16 protein-coding genes and 1 pseudogene are annotated in these 20,020 nt (G+C 71.3%); 7 read left to right on the top strand and 10 right to left on the bottom strand.

The window, feature by feature from the left end:
* The first annotated feature begins 58 nt into the window (after positions 1-58).
* Complete coding sequence (gene iolD / locus ACFYX0_RS18130) at positions 59-1,948, top strand: 3D-(3,5/4)-trihydroxycyclohexane-1,2-dione acylhydrolase (decyclizing) (RefSeq protein WP_388971296.1); 1,890 nt, start codon at positions 59-61, stop codon at positions 1,946-1,948.
* A 145-nt stretch (positions 1,949-2,093) separates the two neighbouring features.
* Positions 2,094-2,778: pseudogene (locus ACFYX0_RS18125) on the top strand (GntR family transcriptional regulator).
* 31 nt (positions 2,779-2,809) lie between these two features.
* On the opposite strand, the gene ACFYX0_RS18120 reads toward ACFYX0_RS18125, so the two are convergent.
* A complete protein-coding gene (locus ACFYX0_RS18120) occupies positions 2,810-3,964 on the bottom strand; it encodes a Gfo/Idh/MocA family protein (protein WP_388971294.1) in 1,155 nt (384 codons plus the stop codon).
* A gap of 109 nt (positions 3,965-4,073) precedes the next feature.
* Here ACFYX0_RS18120 and ACFYX0_RS18115 point away from each other — a divergent pair, with 109 nt between their 5' ends.
* Positions 4,074-5,087 carry a LacI family DNA-binding transcriptional regulator gene (locus tag ACFYX0_RS18115; RefSeq protein ID WP_388971292.1) on the top strand — a complete coding sequence of 338 codons (1,014 nt, stop codon included), beginning with the start codon at positions 4,074-4,076 and terminating at the stop codon, positions 5,085-5,087.
* A 28-nt stretch (positions 5,088-5,115) separates the two neighbouring features.
* Here the strand turns inward: ACFYX0_RS18115 and ACFYX0_RS18110 are convergent, their stop codons facing one another.
* The 6 genes from ACFYX0_RS18110 to ACFYX0_RS18085 form a co-directional block, all read right to left on the bottom strand.
* Positions 5,116-5,841 carry a class I SAM-dependent methyltransferase gene (locus ACFYX0_RS18110; RefSeq protein WP_388971290.1) on the bottom strand — a complete coding sequence of 242 codons (726 nt, stop codon included), beginning with the start codon at positions 5,839-5,841 and terminating at the stop codon, positions 5,116-5,118.
* Positions 5,842-5,967: 126 nt separating this feature from the next.
* Positions 5,968-8,454 (bottom strand): SpoIIE family protein phosphatase, encoded by a 2,487-nt coding sequence (locus ACFYX0_RS18105; RefSeq protein ID WP_388971288.1) that lies wholly within the window; start codon positions 8,452-8,454, stop codon positions 5,968-5,970.
* Between the two features lie 169 nt (positions 8,455-8,623).
* A complete protein-coding gene (locus ACFYX0_RS18100) occupies positions 8,624-11,023 on the bottom strand; it encodes an MFS transporter (protein ID WP_388971286.1) in 2,400 nt (799 codons plus the stop codon).
* A 379-nt stretch (positions 11,024-11,402) separates the two neighbouring features.
* Positions 11,403-11,846 carry an SRPBCC family protein gene (locus tag ACFYX0_RS18095; RefSeq protein WP_355911699.1) on the bottom strand — a complete coding sequence of 148 codons (444 nt, stop codon included), beginning with the start codon at positions 11,844-11,846 and terminating at the stop codon, positions 11,403-11,405.
* A 44-nt stretch (positions 11,847-11,890) separates the two neighbouring features.
* Positions 11,891-12,835, bottom strand: a complete 945-nt coding sequence (locus ACFYX0_RS18090) for an alpha/beta hydrolase (RefSeq protein ID WP_388971284.1) — start codon at positions 12,833-12,835, stop codon at positions 11,891-11,893.
* Between the two features lie 195 nt (positions 12,836-13,030).
* Complete coding sequence (locus ACFYX0_RS18085; RefSeq protein WP_388971281.1) at positions 13,031-13,249, bottom strand: IclR family transcriptional regulator C-terminal domain-containing protein; 219 nt, start codon at positions 13,247-13,249, stop codon at positions 13,031-13,033.
* Between the two features lie 173 nt (positions 13,250-13,422).
* Between ACFYX0_RS18085 and ACFYX0_RS18080 the strand changes: the two genes are divergently transcribed.
* Positions 13,423-13,917, top strand: coding sequence for a hypothetical protein (locus tag ACFYX0_RS18080; RefSeq protein ID WP_388971279.1), 495 nt, complete (start codon positions 13,423-13,425; stop codon positions 13,915-13,917).
* Here the strand turns inward: ACFYX0_RS18080 and ACFYX0_RS18075 are convergent.
* The gene (locus ACFYX0_RS18075; protein WP_388971449.1) at positions 13,896-14,750 is read right to left on the bottom strand and encodes a hypothetical protein; all 855 of its coding nucleotides are present in this window, start codon (positions 14,748-14,750) and stop codon (positions 13,896-13,898) included. The genes ACFYX0_RS18080 and ACFYX0_RS18075 overlap by 22 nt on opposite strands.
* Before the next feature lie 128 nt (positions 14,751-14,878).
* Complete coding sequence (locus tag ACFYX0_RS18070; protein ID WP_388971277.1) at positions 14,879-15,889, bottom strand: NAD(P)H-dependent glycerol-3-phosphate dehydrogenase; 1,011 nt, start codon at positions 15,887-15,889, stop codon at positions 14,879-14,881.
* Between the two features lie 252 nt (positions 15,890-16,141).
* Here ACFYX0_RS18070 and ACFYX0_RS18065 point away from each other — a divergent pair, with 252 nt between their 5' ends.
* Complete coding sequence (locus tag ACFYX0_RS18065) at positions 16,142-16,528, top strand: VOC family protein (protein ID WP_311693463.1); 387 nt, start codon at positions 16,142-16,144, stop codon at positions 16,526-16,528.
* Between the two features lie 95 nt (positions 16,529-16,623).
* Here ACFYX0_RS18065 and ACFYX0_RS18060 read toward each other — a convergent pair whose 3' ends face one another.
* A complete protein-coding gene (locus tag ACFYX0_RS18060) occupies positions 16,624-16,746 on the bottom strand; it encodes a tectonin domain-containing protein (RefSeq protein ID WP_388971275.1) in 123 nt (40 codons plus the stop codon).
* A 472-nt stretch (positions 16,747-17,218) separates the two neighbouring features.
* Between ACFYX0_RS18060 and ACFYX0_RS18055 the strand changes: the two genes are divergently transcribed.
* Together ACFYX0_RS18055 and ACFYX0_RS18050 are read left to right on the top strand one after the other, a co-directional pair.
* On the top strand, positions 17,219-18,289 hold the full coding sequence (locus tag ACFYX0_RS18055; RefSeq protein WP_388971273.1) for an Rv2578c family radical SAM protein: 1,071 nt from the start codon (positions 17,219-17,221) through the stop codon (positions 18,287-18,289).
* Positions 18,290-18,434: 145 nt separating this feature from the next.
* Positions 18,435-20,015 carry an alpha/beta hydrolase gene (locus tag ACFYX0_RS18050; protein ID WP_388971271.1) on the top strand — a complete coding sequence of 527 codons (1,581 nt, stop codon included), beginning with the start codon at positions 18,435-18,437 and terminating at the stop codon, positions 20,013-20,015.
* Positions 20,016-20,020: the final 5 nt, after the last annotated feature.

The following is a 20,020-nucleotide window of genomic DNA, read 5'->3' as shown; positions in this document are numbered from 1 at the left end:
GCACCGCACCCGCCCCGTGAAGCCCCCGCGAGAGAAACCCCGTCCCAGTGAGGTCCCGTTGAGCCGCAGCAATCCCACGCAGTCCGTGCGCCGCCTGACCGTCGCCCAGGCGCTGGTGCAGTTCCTGTCCGCGCAGTACACCGAGCGCGACGGCGCCCGGCACCGGCTGATCGCCGGCACCTGGGGCATCTTCGGGCACGGCAATGTCGCCGGCCTCGGCCAGGCGCTGCTGGAGGCCGGCGAGGACACGATGCCCTTCCACCAGGGCCGCAACGAACAGGCCATGGTGCACGCGGCCGTCGGCTACGCCCGCCGGCGCAACCGGCTGTCCACGCAGGCGGTCACCACCTCCATCGGACCTGGAGCCACGAACCTCGTCACCGGCGCCGCGCTGGCGACGATCAACCGCCTGCCGGTGCTGCTGCTGCCCGGCGACTACTTCGCCGCCCACCCCGCCGACCCGCTGCTGCAACAGCTGGAGCACCCGGTCGAGGCGGACGTGTCCGTCAACGACACCCTGCGCCCGGTCTCCCGCTACTTCGACCGGATCACGCGTCCGGAGATGCTGATCCCGTCCGCCCTCAACGCCATACGGGTGCTGAGCGACCCGGCCGAGACCGGCGCGGTCACCCTCGCCCTGCCGCAGGACGTCCAGGCGGAGGCCCACGACTGGCCGGAGGAGTTCTTCGCCGAACGCGTGTGGCGCGTACGCCGTCCCGTGCCCGATCCGGTCGAACTCGCCGAGGCCGTACGCGCGGTGCGCGCCGCCGAGCGGCCGCTGATCGTGGCGGGCGGCGGCGTCCGTCACAGCGAGGCCGAGGGGGCGCTCAAGGCGCTCGCCGACGCCACGGGCATCCCGGTCGCGTCCACCCAGGCGGGCAAGGGCTCGCTGCGCCACGACCACCCCGCGGACCTCGGCGGCATCGGCCACACCGGCACCGCCGTCTGCGACGCCGTCGCCCGCACCGCCGACCTGGTCATCGGTGTCGGCACCCGCTACAGCGACTTCACCACCGCCTCCCACACGCTGTTCCAGCGCCCCGGCGTGCGGTTCGTCAATCTCAACATCACCGCCTTCGACGCCCACAAGCTGGCGGCCCGCACCCTGGTGGCCGATGCGCGCACCGGCCTGGAAGCGCTTGCGGAGGGCCTGTCGGGCCATCGGGTGAGCGAGGTCTACGAGGCCGAGTACCGGGCGGGCAAGGAGCGCTGGGAGCGGGTGGTCGAGGCCGCCTACCGGGCGGAGGACGAGAACGCCGTGCCGACGCAGATCCAGGTCCTCGGCGCGCTGGACTCCGTGGTCGGCGACGACGACGTGGTGATCAACGCGGCCGGCTCGCTCCCCGGCGATCTGCACAAGCTGTGGCGGGCCCGCTCGCCGCATCAGTACCACCTGGAGTACGGCTACTCCTGCATGGGCTACGAGATCCCGGCCGGCATCGGCGTCCAGCAGGCCGCGCCCGGCGCCCCGGTGTGGTCGCTGGTCGGTGACGGCACCTATCTGATGATGCCCACCGAGATCGTCACCGCGGTCCAGGAGGGCCTGCCCGTCAATCTGGTCCTCATCCAGAACCACGGCTACGCCTCCATCGGCGGCCTCTCCGAGGAGACCGGCGGCGAGCGCTTCGGCACCGCCTACCGCTACCGGTCCGCCGACGGGACCTTCACCGGGGCCCCGCTTCCCGTGGACCTGGCCGGCAACGCCGCCAGCCTCGGCATGGACGTCCTGCGCGCCAAGACCGTACGGGAGCTGCGCGACGCCCTGGCCACGGCACGCGCGTCCGACCGGCCCACCTGCGTCTATGTCGAGACCGATCCGGCACCGGCCGCCCCGCCCGCCGAGGCGTGGTGGGACGTGCCGGTCGCCGAGGTCGCCTCGCGCGAGGCCGCCCGGGCCGCCCGTGAGCGATACGACCGGCAGGCCGCCGGCCGCCGCCACCACCTCTGACTCCCCCGCCACGCGTCAGGACAGGCCATGACACAGGATTCCGTCAAGCAGTCGGCCGCGCCCCCTCCGGGCGCGGCCCCCGCCTCGCCCGGCGGCCCTCGACTTCACCCTCAACCGCAGCAGCCCGGTTCCGCTCTACTACCAGCTGGCCCAGCAGTTGGAGGCGGCGATCGAGCACGGCACGCTGGGTCCGGGCAGTCTGCTGGGCAACGAGGTCGACCTCGCCGCGCGGCTCGGCCTGTCCCGTCCGACGGTCCGTCAGGCCATCCAGTCCCTGGTCGACAAGGGGCTGATGGTCCGCCGCCGGGGCGTGGGCACCCAGGTGGTGCACAGCCAGGTCAAGCGGCCCCTGGAGCTGAGCAGCCTCTACGACGATCTGGAGGCGGCCGGTCAGAAGCCCGCGACGCGGGTGGTGCGCTTGGCGGTGGAACAGGCGTCCGCCGAGGTCGCGGCCGCCCTCAACATCGCGGAAGGCGCCGATGTGCACCATCTTCAGCGGCTCCGGCTCGCCCATGGCCAGCCGATGGCGTTCCTGTCCAACTACGTACCGACAGACATGATGGACCTCGACACCGACCGGCTGGAGGCGACGGGCCTGTACCGGATGATGCGCGGCGCCGGCATCATCCTGCACAGCGCCCGGGCAGTCCGTCGGCGCCCGCTGCGCCACCGCCGGGGAGGCGGAACTGCTGGGCGAGCCGGAGGGGGCCGCCCTGCTGACCATGCGGCGCACGGCCTACGACGACACGGGCCGCGCGGTCGAGTACGGCACCCACATCTATCGCGCCTCGCGCTACGCCTTCGACTTCCAGTTGCTCGTCCGCCCCTGAGCCGTCCGCGCTCGGCGCACCGCCCCTCGGGTCAGCCCAACTCCACCCAGGCCCCCTGGCGCGCGGAGCGGCTCATGGCGTCCAGGGCGGCGGCGCTGCGCACGGCGTCGTCGAGGGTGGGGCCGTACGCCGTGCCCTCGGCGACCGAGCGCAGGAAGTGGTACGCCTCGATGACCTTCAGGTCGTCGTAGCCCATGGCGTTGGCGGCTCCCGGCTGGAAGGCGGCGTACTCCCCGTGGCCCGGGCCGACATAGCGGGTGCTCACGGGCTGGTCCTGGTAGGCCGTGCCGCGGCTGACGCCGAGTTCGCCCATGCGCCGGAAGTCCCAGAAGACCGCGCCCTCGGTGCCGTGCACCTCGAAGCCGTAGCTGTTCTGCTCGCCGACGGCGACCCGGCTCGCCTCCAGGACGCCACGGGCGCCGGAGGCGAAGCGCAGCAGGCAGTTGACGTAGTCCTCGTTCTCCACCGGACCCGGCGCGCCGCCCGCCGCACGCGTGTGGCCCGCGGTGGCGCCGGCGGGGCGGGCCCGTTCGGGGATGAAGACGGCGGTGTCGGCGGCGAGCGACGCGATGTCGCCCAGCAGGAAGCGGGCCAGGTCCACACCGTGCGAGGCGAGATCGCCGAGGACTCCGCTGCCGCCCCGCGCACGCTCGTATCGCCAGGTCAGCGCGGACTCGGGGTGGGCGGCGTAGTCGCTGAAGAGGCGGACGCGGACATGGGTGACGGTGCCGATGCCACCGGAGGCGATCAGCTCGCGGGCGGCCTCGACGGCCGGTGCGTTGCGGTAGTTGAAGCCGACCGTGCCCTGGACGCCGGCCTTGGCGACGGCGTCCGCGACCGCGCGGGCGTCCTCGACGCCCAGCCCGACCGGCTTCTCGATCCAGATGTGCTTGCCCGCCTCGGCCATGGCGACGCCGATCTCCCGGTGCAGGAAGTTCGGCGCGGCGATGCTCACCGCCTGGACGCGGGGGTCGGCGGCGATCCGCCGCCAGTCGCGCACCGCGGCGGCGAAGCCGTACCGATCGGCGGCCTCCTCGGCGCGGCCCGGCACCTCGTCGGCCACGGCGATCAGTGCGGGCCACAGGGACAGTTGCGGGAAGTGGTGCGGCAGACGGATGTACGCCTGGGTGTGCACCCGTCCCATCCAGCCGAACCCCACGACGGCGACGCCGAGCGTACTCACCATGACTGCCCCTCTTTGGACCGGTCCAGAGCCTGCCCGGCCCACACTGCGGCTCGTTCCGGCAGTTGTCAATCCTTTGACAAGGGTCTGGGCCGTATGGAACGGTCCAGATATGAGACCGCCGACGATCCGCGATGTGGCCGAACGGGCCGGAGTGTCGAAATCGCTGGTCTCCCTGGTGCTGCGCGGCTCCGACCAAGTCCGCCCCGAGAAGCGTCAGGCCGTGCTGGCGGCCGTGGAGGAGCTGGGATACCGGCCCAACGCCGCCGCGCGCAGCCTCAGCGAGCGGCGCACCCGCACGGTGGGGGTACTGCTGAACGACATGCGCAACCCCTGGTTCGTGGAGCTGCTCGACGGTCTCAACTCCCGGCTGCACGACGCCGGGCTGCGCATGCTGATGGCGGACGGACGGCTCGGCCGGCGCCTCGGCGAGGACCTCCCCGGTACGTTCACGGACCTCGGGGTGGACGGCCTGATCGCCGTGGGCACCCTGCCCCCGTCCGAGGCGCTGAGGACGGCGGCGGCGCGGATTCCCACCGTGGTCGCGGGGGCCCGCGAGCCCGAGCTGCCCGCGGTGGACATCGTCGCGGGCGACGACGAGCACGGCGCCCGGCTCGCCACCGAGCACCTCGTCGGCCTCGGCCACCGCCGCATCGCCCACATCGCCGGGCAGGGGGTGGTCGGGGAGCTGCGCCGGCGCGGCTTCGAGACGGTCATGCGCGAGCACGGCCTGGCGGACACCGCGGTGGTGGAGCAGGGGGACCTCACGGAGGAGGGCGGCTACCGGGCCGCGGTCCGCGTGCTGGCGGCCCGCGAACGCCCCACCGCCGTCTTCGCGTTCAACGACATGGCGTGTGTCGGCGCCCTCTCGGCGGCCGAGCAGCTGGGCCTCCGGGTGCCGCGTGACCTGTCCGTCGTCGGCTACGACAACACCTATGTCTCCCGTCTACGGCATCTGTGGCTCACCACGGTGGACAACGGCAGCCACGACGTGGGCCGCCGCGCCGCCCAATGCCTGCTCGACCGTCTCGCCGAGCCCGCCCGCCCCGCCGAACTGGTGCTCACCACACCCTCGTTGGAGGATCGGGGGACCACGGCCGCACCGCAGCGAGCGGTGCGGCCCTGAATCGCCCCGCTGGGGGGAAGACGGCCCGTCAGGCGGTCCGGCCCGCCACGATCCACTTCGACGGCACCTCGATACGGGAGCCGTCCGCCGTGTGCTCGGTGGTGATCAGGGGCAGTTCGCCGCTCGCCAGCACCGTCAGACCCGCGACGCGCAGATACTCCGGCACCGCGGCATCGGCCACCTCACCGGGCGCGATGCCGTGCCGGAAGACGGGGGCCAGCTTGGCGGGCGGCCCCTCGGGCCCCTGCGCCAGGGCTCTCAGTGCGATTCCGGCGGCCTCGGCGAGTTCGACGAGGAAGACCCGGCCGCGCTCCCCCACCAGTGTCGCGATGCCGTCGACGAGCGGCTGCCGGTCGTCGGGTTCGCTCTGGTGGAGCACGCCCCGCATATAGACGTTGACGTCGCCGAGTTCGGCGTGCAGCGTCGCGGTCTCGCTCTTCTCGGCCGCGTCCAGCACTCGGTATCCGGCCGTCCCCGCGGGATCGGCTCGGCGGGCGTGGTCGAGGGCCGAGGCCGCCAGGTCCACGCCGACGACATGCGGGAAGCGGCCGGCCAGGAAGCGGGTCTGGGTGCCGTTCCCACAGCCCAGGTCCAGAAGGGGCAGCCCCGGGTCGGCCAGCAGCGGTGCGAACAGGGGGAGATGGACGGCCGCGGTCAGCGCCGGGTCCGCGTCCCAGAGGACGGCCTCCGCGTCATCGGGGGCCTCGCTCCAGAAGCCCTCCCAGGCCCGTCGGTACCGACTCGTCACGCTCATTCCCAACTCCCCAGGATGCGACCGCAGCCGGCCGGAGGTGACGGGCGAGATCGGTCTATCGCGCCCGGCGCGGGGCGACAAGCGCCCGGCACGTTCCTGTGTAAGTCACATGAATGCCAAGTGCGTTCAGCGACGCGGCACGCGCGGCAGCGTCAGTTCGAACCATGCCGTCTTGCCCCCGCTCGTACGGCTGGTTCCCCACTCGCGGGCCACGGTGCTGACCACACGCAGCCCGCGCCCGAACTCGTCGCCGGGGCCCGCGTGCAGCAGCGTGGGCAGGGTGTGGTCGTCGTCGTCCACCTCGCACAACAGGGTGTCGCCACGCACCAGGCGCAGTTCCACCCGACGGCCGTGCGCATGTCGTACGGCGTTGGTGACCAGCTCGCTGACCATCAGTTCCGCGTTGTCCGCGAGCGTGCCGAGCCCCCACTCATGGAGCTGTTCCCGGACCACCGACCGGGCCCGGCCGGCCTCGACCGGCTCGGACGCGAGCCGCCACACCGCGACGTCCTCGGGCTCGATGCCGTTCAACCGGGCCATCAGCAGCGCCACATCGTCCTTGCGGCCGCCGCGGGTGTTGAGGGAGCGGATGATCGTGTCGCAGGCGTCGTCCATCGAGGCCGCCGGGTGCGCGGCGGACTCGCACAGCGTCGCGAGGCCGACACCGATGTCCTCGCCGCGCATCTCGACCAGGCCGTCGGTGCACATCACCAGGCGGTCGCCGGGCGCCACCGGCACCCGTACGGACTCGAACGGCACCCCTCCGACGCCGATGGGGGCGCCGGTGGGCAGGTCGAGCAGTTCGCTTCGCCCGTCGTCGGCGCGCACGATCACCGGGGGGATGTGGCCGGCGTTGGCGAGGTGCAGCTCGCCCGCGATCGGGTCGTAGACGGCGTACAGACAGGTCGCCAGATAGGTGTCGCCGAGTCGCTGCGCGAGGTCGTCCAGGTTGCGCAGCAGTTGGGCGGGCGGCAGGTCGAGAGCGGCCATGGTCTGCACGGCGGTGCGCAACTGACCCATCATCGCGGCGGAGTTGAGTCCATGGCCCATGACGTCACCGACGACCAGGGCGGTGCGCGCGCCGGGCAGTTTCACGGAGTCGAACCAGTCGCCGCCGATCCGTCCGCGCAGGGTGCCCGGCAGATAGCGGGTGGCGATGTCGCAGCCCGCCATGCGGGGCGCTATGTGCGGGAGCATGCTGTCCTGGAGCGTCTCCGCGACGTTCTCCTGGTACGTGTACATGCGGGCGTTGTCGAGCACGAGCGCGGCCCGGGCGGCGAGTTCGGCGCCGGTGACCCGGTCCATGTCGTTGAACTCGACTCGCTCCGGGTGGCGCAGCAGGATCATGAAGCCCAGCACCACGTTGCGCGCCTTCAGGGGCACGACCAGCATGGACCGGTGGTTGATCAGGGGCCGGATGTCGCGCTTGTCGAACTGCGCGGCGATCGCGTGCCCCATCTCCTCGCTGATACGCGGTACGAGGACGGGCTCGCCGCTGGTCATGCACTGGAAGAACGGTGTGTGCGCGGGGAACGGCATGGCCTCGCCGACCGGCACGACATCGTCCCAGCGGCCCGGCTCGTCGGTGTGCTCGACGGCGACACGGTGCCACATGGTGGTGGTGTCGGGCACACCGTCGGGGAACCCCTCGCCGGCGACGACCTGTTCGCGCAGATATGTGCCTGCCACGTCCGTGAAGCGGGGCACGACGGCCTTGCTGACCTCGTTGATCGTCCGGGCCAGGTCGAGCGAGGTGCCGATCCTGCCGCTGACCTCGTTGAGGAACTCCAGGCGCTCGCGCACCGCGACGTACTCCAGGTCCTCGCCCTCGTCCCGGAGCGCGTCCGGCAGCGGCTCACCGGCCGCGGCGGCCCGCGCCGCACGCTCCCGGCGCGCTTTGCGCTCCGCACGCCGGGCCACACCCCAGTCGGGGGTGACCGGCACCCGGTCGTTCTGGCTGAACTCCAGGACAGGATAGCCCAGTTCGAGGACCTGCGCGACGATCCGGGCGCTCTCGCCGACGCTCATGCTAGGGAGGATCTCGGGCAGTCGCCGGGCGAGTTCCTCGGCGCCGGGGAAGTCGGTGTGCAACGCGAAGTTGGGCGCGATCCGCTCGACCACCGCGCCGTCGTCCTCGTGGCGCAGGGCGTCGGCGTCGGCCGCCAGCACCAGCAGCCTTTCGGGGCCGGGGCCCACCAGGGGGTAGGCCCACCACAGCACATCGACTCTTCCCCGCCGTTCGGCCGAGGGGAGCTGTGCCCTGCCCCGCTCGGGGTCCGGCGCGGTGAGGCGGGCGCGTCCCGCGGCCGGGTAGGACAGCCGCCCGTCGAGCGAGGACTCCAGCCCGGGACCGAGTCCGTCGTCCATCGCGTACGCCCCGTAGGGCGCGGTCTCGTCGTCCTCGGGGAGGGCGCCGGAGACCGGCAGCAGATCGACGGCGGACCTGCCGATCGCGTCGTCGCGGGAGGTGCCGAACAGTATCCGGGCGCCCCGGCTCCAGTGTGAGACCAGCCCGTCGCGGTCGACCACGACCACGGCCAGGGGGATACGGCCGACCACGCCGTCCCCGGCCGGGTGGCCGGGAAGCGTGCGCGTCTCGGTGCCATGGTCCATGACCCAGGCCCTCTCTCCCCGCGTCCAAGATCTGTGCGCACCACCACGGTACGGCGCTCCCGGGTACCGTGTGGGGTATTACGCGAATTGACCCCGGGGCGCCTCCGGCGCTCAAGGGGGCGCACAGGGCGGGGAGTTGACGTGGCCGGGCCGGGGGTGCGGGGTCCCCTCAGTCCTCGTGGCCGAGCTGAAGGTCACGTTCCGTCCGGCCGCCCCCGGCGACCTGCAGCACGGTGGCCACCGGCGGGTATCCCGCGGCGATCACGGTGTACTCCCCGGACGACAGATCGACGAACCGGAACGTTCCGTCGGTCCCCGTCGTCAGGGTGTCGACGACATTGCCCGCCGCGTCGAGAAGTGTGACCCGGGCGTCCTCGACCGGCCGCCCGCCGCCCGCGCGCACGGTGCCGCGCAGCACCGCGCCGCCCGCGAGTTCGACGTCCTGCCGGGTCTCCCGCGAGGCCTGCACGGAGACGGGCAGCGCGGCCGGGCGGAACGCGGGCGCACTGGCGGCCAGGGTGTACTCGCCCGCCACCAGCTCCGTGATGACATAGCCGCCTTCACGCCCGCTGCGGGTGCTCGCGACCACCTCGCCGTGGACATTGGTGAGCGTGACGTTGGCGTCGCGCACCGGCGTGCCGTCGGCCGTCAGCACACAGCCCGCCAGCCGTCCCGCGCCGCCGAGCACGACGTCCAGTTCCACCGGGCGCTCGCCCACGGTCACCGAGACCGCCTGCGGCTGGTGGCCGCCGGCCGCGGCGATCAGGACGTAGGACCCGGATCCCGGCGTGGACAGCGCGTACCGCCCGTCCTCGCCGCTCGCACCGCGCCCGATCTGCTGTCCCGCGACATCGATGAGGGTGAGCGCCGCACGCGGCACGACGGTGCCGTCGGGGTGCTGGACCGTGCCGCAGACGGGCACTCCCGCGGCGTACGGCGTACGGGCCGACGGGACCTGGGTGGCGGGCGGGGAGTCGACGGGGGCGTTGTGGGACACCAGCGGTTTCTCCTTGAGGAAGAAGGCGATGAGCAGGCCGAGGACGAGCACCGGCACGAAATAGAGGAAGACCCTCGGCATCGCGTCGGCGTAGGCCTCGATGTACGTGTCCCGCAGTGCGGGCGGCAGCGCGTGGACGAGCTGCGGGGTGATGGACTCGGGGTCGGGCAGACGGGTGCCGAGGTTCGGCGGCAGGCGTTTTTCCAGCGCGTCGGTGAGACGGTTCGCGAACAGGGTGCCGAAGACGGCCGCCCCCACGCTTCCGCCGATCTGCCGGAAGTAGTTGTTGGCGCTGGTCGCGGTGCCGAGGTCGGCGGGGCGCACCGAGTTCTGCACGGCGAGCACCAGCACCGGCATCACCATGCCGATGCCCGCCCCGAGGACCGCCATCCAGACGCTGTACTGCAGCCGGGGCGTGTCCACGTCGAGCCGGGACAGCAGCCACATGCCGACGGCCGCCACGGCGGTGCCGAGCACCGGAAACACCTTGTACCGGCCGGTGTGGCTGACGAGTTGCCCGCCGATGACGGAGGCGCCGACGATCCCGGCCATCATCGGCAGCATCAGCAGCCCGGACTCCGTGGCGCTCGCCCCGTCGACCATCTGCAGGAAGGTGGGCAGATAGCTGGCGGCGCCGAACAGCGCCACCCCGACCACCAGGCCCACCAGGGCGCTGATGCTGAAGATGGAGTCGCGGAAGAGCCGCAGCGGGATGAGGGGTTCGCCGGCGAAGCGCTCTGCGACCAGGAAGAGGGCGATCGCGACGACCGCTCCCGCACCGAGTCCCAGGATGACGTGCGAACCCCACGCGTACTCGGTGCCGCCCCAACTGGTCAGCAGCACCAGGCAGGTGGAGGCGGCGGCCAGCAGCAGGGTGCCGGGCACGTCGAGCCGGCGGCCCTTCGCAGCGGGCTTCGGCAGTTTCAGCACCACGGTGACCACGGCCAGGGTGACCAGGCCGAAGGGCACGTTGATGTAGAAGCACCAGCGCCAGGAGAGATGGTCGGTGAAGTAGCCGCCCAGCAGCGGTCCGGCGACAGAGGCGAGGCCGAAGACGGCGCCGATCAGGCCCATGAACCGGCCGCGTTCCCGGGGCGGGACGATATCGGCGATGATCGCCTGCACACCGATCATCAGCCCGCCGGCCCCGACACCCTGCACGGCGCGGAAGGCGATCAGCTGGTCCATGGTCCCGGCCCGGCCCGCGAGCGCGGATCCGAGGACGAACACGGCGATCGCGAACTGGAACACGCCCTTGCGGCCGAACAGGTCCCCGCCCTTGCCGTAGACCGGCAGTCCCACGGTGGAGGTCAGCAGATAGGCCGTGATGGCCCAGGACATCCGGTCCAGGCCGTGCAGTTCGCCGACGATCTTCGGGAGCGCGGTGGCCACGATCATCTGGTCGAGGGCCGCGAGCAGCAGCGCGAGCATGAGCCCGACGAAGACGAGGCGCACCCGGCGGGGTCCGAGCCCCATGGGGCGTTCCGCAGCGGCGGGTTCCTGAAGCGCGTCCAGGAGCTCGGGCGGCAGGGCCCGCTCGCTGTCCACGTCCATCACCGTCGTCCCGCCCACGTATCCGCTCCCCTCGTCGCCGCTGCGCCGCCCATTTCTCGCATTGCGCGACAACTGGTTCAAGCGCGGCGAGTTGCCGCGGAACGGAGCGGTCCGGGGGTATCCGCCGGTCGGAGCCCTACGGCGTACAACGACCCCATGCGGGAAACCACTCGAAACGGTGAGCGTGAGATTCAGCCGGACGACTGACGGAGTGCGCTCCGGGGGCTTGGAATCGGGGTTTGGCGCCCCGGAGCGCACAAGGGGTCACGACGAAGCAGACGGCTTACGCCGGTCGCGTACGACGCTGCTTCACGCCGGGGTCGCGGGGCCACCGGCGTCACGGGCGTCACGCGCCACCGGCATCACGGGGCCGCCCCGCGTCAGGCTGCCGCCTGGGTCACTTCTCCACCTCGGCGGCGAGCTTCGCGAGTTCCGCGTCGTAGATCCGGGCGAGGCCCTTGGGTGCGAAGGTCTTCTCGAAGAAGCCGCCGATGCCGCCGGCGCCCTTCCAGGTGGTGGTCACGACGACCCGGGACCTGCCCTCGCCGGCCGGGGTGACCCTCCAGGTGGTCACCATGGAGGAGTTGCGGTCCTTCTCGACCAGTTCCCCGTCGGTCGGCTCGCTGACCTCGAGCAGGCAGTCACGGACTCGCTTGCTGGTGGCCTGGAGCTTCCAGTGCACCAGGGTGCCCTCACCGTCGCCGCCCTCGCGCACCTCGTACTCGCTGAACTGCTCGGGCAGCAGTCGCGCGCGGGCGCCGCTGTAGTCGGCGAGGGTGTCGAACACCGTCTCCGCGTCCGCCGCGATGATCCGCTCCGTCGTGGCCTCGACCTGCGCCATGACCATCCTCTTCCTGTACGTCTGATGGGGTGTCCGCCATCCCATCACACCCCGGGCACGGTGGCGGACGGGACCGTCGGTACCGGACGGTCGGTCGAGCCCGGACGGCGTCGCTGGCCCCGGAGCGCCGCGAGACGCTCCTCGAAGAAACCCAGGGCACGCAGATGGTACGAGCGTGCCGCCCAGCCCAGGCTGATGTTGTGGCCAGCGTCCGGCTGGTGCTCGATCCGGAGCACGGGGGCCTCGGTCAGCCGGGCGGTGATCTCCGCGACGTCCCGCTCCCCGTGCAGCCACCATGCCTCGTGCTCGGCGAAGGTCATGCGCACCGGGGCCCGGACGCGGGCCGCGATGTCGTCGAAGATGCCCGGCCAGCGGGCGACTTCGTCCGCCTCACGCACCGGCATGGGTGCCACCAGCGCGCCGAGCGAGCGGAAGGTGTCCGGCGGATACAGCCGCAGCGGCCCCCAGTTGCGCCCCCAGGAGGATCGGCTGAGGACCCGGGGCAGCTCGGCCGGTTCGATGTCGTAGCGGTAGCCGCAGCCCGACACGTCCAGGGCGAGCGGCCGGTGGGTCTGCGCGGCGGTAAGGAGGGCGAGTTTTCCGCCGTAGGAGTGGGCCAGCAGAAAGTACCCCGCGCCCGTGGCGTGCCGCTGCGCGAACCCGTCCATGACCGCGTCCAGCACCTCGACCTGCTCGGCCAGCGTCTGCCCGGCGGGGAGTTGTTCGGCGGACCGCCCGTAGCCGGGCCGGTCGAGGGCGAGCACGGTGAAGCCGAGCCGGGCGCCGAGTGTCAGCAGGGACAGGTCGGGGTGTGCCTGTCCGTCGTAGTAGCCGGCCGTCATGCCGCCGCCGTGCACGGCGACCACGGTGGCCCGCGGCTGTCCGTCCGGCGGCTCGGCGAGCAGACAGGACAGGGTGACGCCCGCGGCGTCCAGGGTGAGGGGGCGCACGCCCGCGGACCGGGGCTGCGACGGTTTCGACGTCTCCACCCGTCCGTTATGACGCAGATCCCGGCAGGGACGACGGTGGACGCGCCGACCTCGCCCCAGCGCACTCACCCCTCTAGGCGGCCGCCGAGGAAGAACCGCAGGTCAGAGACGATGCACCCAGAAATCAAACACGCGACCGAATCCCACCTGATCGAATCCACCACCCACCCGCCACCCGCCCGCCCACTCACTCACTCACCCGATGAACGCGGTGATCTCCCGGGCCGCCTCCAGCAGCAAGGGGGCCAGCTCGTCGACACGCGAAGGGGGAAGCCGGTCGTTGATCGCCGAGATGGTGATGGCCATGTACGGGTCCGCGGTCCTCGAAGGGATCGGCGCGGCCATTCCCGACACGCCCCGCATCACGGTGTCCTTGTCGAAGAAGTAGCCACGCTCATGCACCTGGGCGATCACCCGGCGTACGGCGGCGACGGTGTCACTCCGTACACCCCGGCGGCGTAGCCGACCGATGACCAGACCGTTCGAGAACCGTCCAGGTCGCCCAGACCTGGACGGTCGTTGTTCACCGCCTCCTTGGGGAAAGCTCGTTGCAAAACCAGCTGAACCAAGGGGAGGTACGCCTGCACATGGAACTAAATGACTTCGCCGCTCGATTCCGCCCGGACATCAGAGCGAAGCTCGACTGGGAACGTCTGGCCACGTTCTCTGCGCCTGTCCGCGTGGAGTCCCTCACCCAGGGCGAGGCCCAGCGGCGCCTGGCGGACCTGTTCACGGTCTGGTACGTCGCCCCCGCGGGAACCGACAGCACTTGGAACGCTCCGGGCAGCCGACCGCTGCGGGTCGCGGCGGCGGAGCGGACGCTCCTCAGCTGGTCTGAGAGGCGAAGAGACACGGTCACCGCCTTGGCACGAGCCTTCACCGAAGGCCCCGGTCCCCTGCGGCTCACGCTCCCGGCATACCGGGTGGACGAGGAACGCTATGTCCTGCTCGACGGAAACCACCGTGCCGTGGCGGCCCATCAGGCGTCCGTGGACATGCATCTGACGTTGTGTTCGCTGTCCGGGCCGGCCTGCGAGAGCATCCTGCCCGACTTGCGGCACTACGCCGCTCCGCTGTCCTGAGTGTCCTCGCCGGGCTCGGCCGGGAAGGGCGATCCCGGCAGCCGTGCGGCGGCGAGGCGCATCTCGTGGTCTTCCAGAAGGTTGCGGAGCGCCTCCCAGCACTCGACCCGGCGCAGGCGCAGCACCTGGACGAAGGTGAGGGCTGACACGGCTGCCGCGATGACCACGGCCACCGCGGATGCCGCGATGCTCAGTGGCGTGAGGGCGATCAGGGACCAGGTGCCGAGGGCGAGCGGCAGCAGTGTCGAGACGAGGATGTTGATCTCCGCCTCGGTCGCGTCGGGCGCGAGCTCGGGGTTGTGTTCACGCAGCCATAACTTGGCGTAGTTGAAGGCCTCGTAGGCGTTCCCGGTGCGCAGCGCACCGCCCGGCTGCCGCAGGATCCGGGAGTGGGGTGAGGTGCCGTCGGCCGGGCTCAGGAGGTACTTCAGCAGGGGGTGGGTCCGAAGGCAGCGGCGCAGGGCCGCACGCCCGTAGGCGACTTCCAGTTCACCGTGCAGGGCGCCGAGCGTCGCCCGGTGCCGCGGGCTCAGTCGCTCCGCCAGGCCGAGCAGGCGGAACGCCAGCTCCCGGCCGACGTACCCCACCACATACGCGGAGGCCAACCAGGAGACATCAACCATGATCACGGCCGGCCCGTGAAGAGTCTGCGCGGCGCCCTTGAGGGTTCGGCCGATGCTTCCCGGATTCTGGGCGTGCAGTATGAGCACCGTCAGACAGGTCACGGCGACGAGGCCGGGCACCACGACCGAGGTCAGCTGCACGGCGACGTAGAAGGCGAACCGTCTGCCCGCGGCAGCCTTGCCCGCGGTCACCGCCGTCAACGGATCCATGGCTCCCCCCGGCAGCCCCGAAATTCCAGCGTTCCGTTCCCGTGTCCGAGCCCGCGGCAACAGTAACCAGCGGTGGCCCGGACAGCCATACCGTCCCGCTGCAACGGGGTCCCGGACGGGCGGCGGGGTCAGCGCTCCGGCCTGGGGGGCCGCTGCATCAGGGCGGCCGCGGCCTGGGCAAGGGTGATCTTCTCGTGCAGCAGGGCCCAGACGACTGCGGTGATCGGCGTCTCGACTTCGTGGGCGTCGGCCAGGGCAAGGAGACCCTCGGCGGAGGTGACGCCCTCGGTGGTCTGCAGGATGGCGGCCGTGGCCTCCTCGACGCTCAGCCCCCGGCCGAGGTGGGCCCCGAAGGTGCGGTTGCGGGAGAGCGGTGAGGAGCAGGTGGTGACCAGGTCTCCCAGGCCGGACAGTCCGGCGAGGGTGCCCGGGCGGGCGCCCATGGCGACAGCCAGCCGGGTGGTCTCCGCCAGCCCGCGGGTGATCAGCATCGCGATCGCGTTGTCGCCCAGTCCCATGCCCGAGGCGACGCCGACCGCGAGCGCGATGACGTTCTTCACCGCGCCGCCCAGCTCGCAGCCGGTGACGTCGGTGCTGGTGCAGGGCCGGAAGTACGACGTGTGGCAGGCCTGCTGGACACGGCGGGCGGCGTCCTCGTCGGGGCATGCGACGGTGGCGGCAGCGGGCTGCCCGGCCATGATCTCGCGCGCCAGGTTCGGGCCCGAGAGCACCGCGACCCGCTCCGCACCTACACCGGTGACCTCGGTGATGATCTGGCTCGCCCGCAGCCACGTACCCCGCTCGATGCCTTTCATCAGCGTCACGATCACGGTGTGAGGCTCGATGTACGGGGTCCACACACCGAGGCCGACTCGCAGGGACTGCGCGGGGATGGACAGCACGAGGATGTCCGCGCCCGCCATGGCGGCGGCCGGGTCGGTCGTCGCGGTGACAGTGGAGGGCAGCTCGACCTCCGGGAAGTAACCGGGGTTGCGGTGCTCGGTGTTGATGCCGTCGGCGATCTCGGCCCGGCGGGCGTGCACGACGACGTCGGTGCCGGCGTCGGCGAGGATCTTGGCGACGGCGGTGCCCCAGGACCCGGCGGAGAGGACCGCCGCGCGGGCGGAACGGTGGGGCACGTCAGGAACCTCTCCACGAACGCGGGCCGCGCGCCGGGGCGGGCAGGGGACGGCCATCCTATGGGCCGCGACCGGGCGGGGCGGGTAGGCCGAGAGGCGCCCTTGGTCCTCCGTCCGGGTATGTCGGCCCCGGTATCGGCCACGCCCTCGGTCGCTGCCGGAGCGGAACGGGACCAGAGACCGATGGCGTCGGGCCGGGCGGTTGCTAGCGTGGACAGTGGTTCTGCCACACAGGGGGATGGAGGCCGACCGATGGCAGTCGAACTCAACCACACGATCGTCGCCGCGCACGACAAGCAGGCGTCCGCACGGTTCCTCGCGGATCTGCTGGGTCTGGAGGTGGCACCGGAGTACGGTCCGTTCGTCCCGGTGCAGATGCCGAACGGGGTGACTCTGGACTACATGGACACGGACGAGTCGATCACCCCGCAGCACTATGCGTTCCTCGTCTCCGAGGACGACTTCGACACGATATTCACCCGTGTCCGCCAGGCGGGCCTGACCTACTGGGCCGACCCGCACCACCACCACCCCGGCGAGATCAACCACAACGACGGCGGCCGCGGTGCGTACTTCGACGACCCGAACGGACACAACCTGGAAATCCTGACCAGGCCGTACGGCAGCGGAGAGGACTGACACGACGGAGCGGCGCCGGGATCTTCCTGAGACAGTGCGCCGCCGTGCCGCGTGAAGCGTTCGGGCGGCGCACCGATCCGTGAGGCGGGGGCGGGTCAGCCCGGCAGGTCGCCGGTGTAGCGGTAGATGTTGCCTGCCGAATTCACACCCCACACATTGGTCCTGGATCCCGCCGAGATCCGCACCAACGCCCCGCTGATCTGCTTCCAGTCGGCCATTCCGCCGACTCCTTCCGCTTGGGAACGCTGCACGGAGATGCCCTCCCAGCGGAACGATTCGCCTTGTAAGCGTATTTACAGCATGATCATAATTTTTGTCTGATAAGCCGCGTTTGCGAGATGCATAGTCAGCTACGACAGGACCGGCACCACCCGCCGCCCCCTTCAAGGTGACGCGAACTGAAGTCACCCCTGTGGGTCATGTGCGGCGAACCTGTTGACGCTGCCACGCTGTGCACGGATTCGGCCACTCCGCCCGCCCCCTCCATCCCTCCGCCATGCCGCAGATCGCGCCACGGGGGACGATGGACGCGCCGACCCAGCCATCGCACGGTCACCCGGTCCGGGGTGCCCGGACAAAAACAGCAGGTCAGAGCCGACGGACCAGAGAATCGAACCTATAATCGAATCCGCCTCGCGATCATAGGAACGCGTGTTCTATTCTGTGGCCAGTGCTACCTAGGAGGTGCCCATGCGCTGGGACCATCTGGCCGAGAACCCCGCCACGCCCCGTGACGCCGCGCTGTTCGACGCGGACACGGTGACGACTCGCACCTTCGACACCCCGGAGTTCCGCGGTATCACCTTCCACGAGGTCCGGGCCCGCTCGATCGTGAACCGGGTGCCGGGCGCCTCACGTATGCCGTTCGAGTGGACGGTCAACCCCTATCGAGGGTGCACGCACGCGTGCGTGTACTGCTTCGCACGCAAGACGCACAGCTATCTGGACCTAGACACGGGACTCGGCTTCGACTCCCAGATCGTGGTGAAGGTCAACGCCCCGGAGTTGCTGCGCACTCATCTCGGCTCGCGCCGCTGGCGCGGCGAGCACATCGCGATGGGCACCAACGTCGACTGCTACCAGCGCGCCGAGGGCCGCTACCGGCTGATGCCGGGCATCATCTCGGCCCTGCGCGACCATGCGAACCCGTTCTCCATACTCACCAAGGGCACCCTGATCCTGCGCGACCTCGACCTGCTCAAGCAGGCGTCGGAGGTCACCGACGTCGGCATCTCCGTCTCCGTCGGCTTCGTGGACCAGGAGCTGTGGCGCACCGTCGAACCGGGCACCCCGGCCCCGGAGCGCCGTCTGGACGTGGTGCGCACCCTCAGCGACCACGGCATCGGCTGCGGTGTGCTGATGGCCCCGGTGATCCCGTTCCTCGGCGACCACCCGGCCCAACTGCGCGCCACCGTAAGGGCGATCGCCGCTGCCGGAGCCACCTCGGTGACCCCGCTGGTGCTGCATCTGCGCCCGGGTGCCCGCGAGTGGTTCATGGCCTGGCTCCAGCAGCGGCACCCCTGGCTCGTACGCCGTTACGAGCGGCTGTACGCGGAGGGCGCCTACGCCCCGAAGTGGTATCAGCGCCGGATCACCCGTCAGGTGCACGAACTGGCACGGGAGTACGGCATCGGACCCACGCCCCCGGGGATGCCGCGCCGGATCCGGCGGCCCGAGCCCGCCGCCTCCGCCCCTGCCGTCACCGGCCCCACACCGACCGAGCCGGCCGTCACCGGGCCCACCCAGCTTTCCCTCCTGTGACCGCGACGCAGGGCATCCGAGGGCTTCCGGCTACCCGATTGGGTCAAGTGCCATCAGAACACGCCCTTTCGGGCAGCCCTTTCCGGGACCATGCGGCGAGGACCTGACAGCCGTGGTCCACCCCCTCCGTCCTGGGAGGACTGAAATGAGAAAAGGCGCAGCCGTGCTGTGCGGTGCCGCCGTCATGGTCGCCGGGATGCTCACAGCGGTCCCGGCCGACGCGACCCCGCCGCGCCCCGCGGACACCGTGCAAGCGGCCGAACTCTCCTGGAAGAACTGCGCCACCGCCTCGCATCCGACGCTCCAGTGCGGGTCCGTGACGGTGCCGCTCGACTACGCCAATCCGCGCGGACGGCAGATCACGGTGGCGCTGTCGCGCGTCCCGCACACCGCGAAGACATCTCTGGGGCCGCTGCTGGTCAATCCGGGCGGGCCCGGCGGCAGCGGTCTGAAGCTCGCCGGATTCGTCGCGTCCGCGCTGCCCAAGGCGGTGGCGGCGCAGTACGACGTCATCGGCTTCGACCCGCGGGGCGTGGGCAAGAGCGAGCCGGCCCTGAACTGCCGTCCCGGCCACTTCAACCCGGTGCGCCCCGACTCGGTGCCCGGCACGCCCGCGCTGGAGCAGGCCAATCTCGACCGGGCCACGGGCTTCGCCCGGGACTGCGCCCTGAAGTACACGGGCGTGCTGCCCTACATCAACACGATCAGCGCCGCCCGGGACCTGGACACGATCCGGCAGGCGCTCGGGGCCGAAAAGGTGAGCTACTTCGGCTACTCCTACGGCACCTACCTGGGCGCGGTCTACGCGAGGCTGTTCCCGCACCGGGTGCGCCGCCTGGTGCTCGACTCCATCGTCGACCCCACGGGCGTGTGGTACGACGACAACATCCAGCAGGACTACGCGTTCAACGACCGTCATCTGGCCTTCCTGGCCTGGGTCGCCCGGCACGACACCACCTACCGGCTCGGCACCGACCCGGCCGTGGTCGAGGCCAAGTGGTACGCGATGCGGGCGGCGCTGGCCAAGAGCCCCGCACAGAACACGGTGGGCGCCTCCGAGCTGGAGGACACCTATATGCCGGGCGGCTACTACAACGGCTACTGGCCGCGCCTGGCCACCGCGTTCGCGGCCTATGTGAACGACGGGAACTCCGGGCCGCTGGTCGGCGCCTACCACAGCCTGGGCGCGGTCACCGCCTCGGGCGACAACGGCTACAGCATCTACGCCGCGGTGCAGTGCCGTGACACCTACTGGCCGCGCGACTGGGCGCAGTGGCGCAAGGACAGCTGGGCGGTGTACGAGAAGGCACCGTTCATGACCTGGAACAACACCTGGTACAACGCACCGTGCGCCTTCTGGCCGACGACCGCGCTACGGCCGGTGAACGTGGCCAACGACGCGCTGCCGCCGACGCTGCTGTTCCAGGCGACCAACGACGCCGCCACCCCGTACCACGGCGGTGTGACGATGCATCACCTGTTGCGCGGCTCCAGCCTGGTGGTGGAGGAGGGCGGCGGCAACCACGGCATCTCGCTGAGCGGGAACGCCTGCCTCGACAAGTACCTCGCGACGTATCTCACCGCCGGCACCGTGCCGCGCGCGGCCGACGGCGGGATCGACGCGGTGTGCCCGAAGTTGCCCGACCCCGAGCCGAAGACCACCAAGGCGACCGGTGCCTCCGAGCGCGGTTCGACGCTGCACGGCCTGCTGGGCTACCGCGGCTGACCGGA

The sequence above is a fragment of the Streptomyces sp. NPDC002573 genome (assembly GCF_042889625.1).
GTDB lineage: Bacteria > Actinomycetota > Actinomycetes > Streptomycetales > Streptomycetaceae > Streptomyces > Streptomyces gibsoniae.
The sequence above is the reverse complement of the archived record's forward strand: the minus strand, read 5'-3'. Positions and strand labels throughout refer to the sequence as shown.

Coding starts and splice junctions, on each gene's coding strand:
- ACFYX0_RS18050 (WP_388971271.1), top strand. CDS start 18,435: ATGAGAAAAGGCGCAGCCGTGCTGTGCGGTGCCGCCGTCATGGTCGCC.
- ACFYX0_RS18060 (WP_388971275.1), bottom strand. CDS start 16,746: ATGGCCGACTGGAAGCAGATCAGCGGGGCGTTGGTGCGGATCTCGGCG.
- ACFYX0_RS18055 (WP_388971273.1), top strand. CDS start 17,219: ATGCGCTGGGACCATCTGGCCGAGAACCCCGCCACGCCCCGTGACGCC.
- ACFYX0_RS18095 (WP_355911699.1), bottom strand. CDS start 11,846: ATGGCGCAGGTCGAGGCCACGACGGAGCGGATCATCGCGGCGGACGCG.
- ACFYX0_RS18120 (WP_388971294.1), bottom strand. CDS start 3,964: ATGGTGAGTACGCTCGGCGTCGCCGTCGTGGGGTTCGGCTGGATGGGA.
- ACFYX0_RS18075 (WP_388971449.1), bottom strand. CDS start 14,750: ATGGATCCGTTGACGGCGGTGACCGCGGGCAAGGCTGCCGCGGGCAGA.
- ACFYX0_RS18065 (WP_311693463.1), top strand. CDS start 16,142: ATGGCAGTCGAACTCAACCACACGATCGTCGCCGCGCACGACAAGCAG.
- ACFYX0_RS18080 (WP_388971279.1), top strand. CDS start 13,423: ATGGAACTAAATGACTTCGCCGCTCGATTCCGCCCGGACATCAGAGCG.
- ACFYX0_RS18105 (WP_388971288.1), bottom strand. CDS start 8,454: ATGGACCATGGCACCGAGACGCGCACGCTTCCCGGCCACCCGGCCGGG.
- ACFYX0_RS18110 (WP_388971290.1), bottom strand. CDS start 5,841: ATGAGCGTGACGAGTCGGTACCGACGGGCCTGGGAGGGCTTCTGGAGC.
- ACFYX0_RS18115 (WP_388971292.1), top strand. CDS start 4,074: ATGAGACCGCCGACGATCCGCGATGTGGCCGAACGGGCCGGAGTGTCG.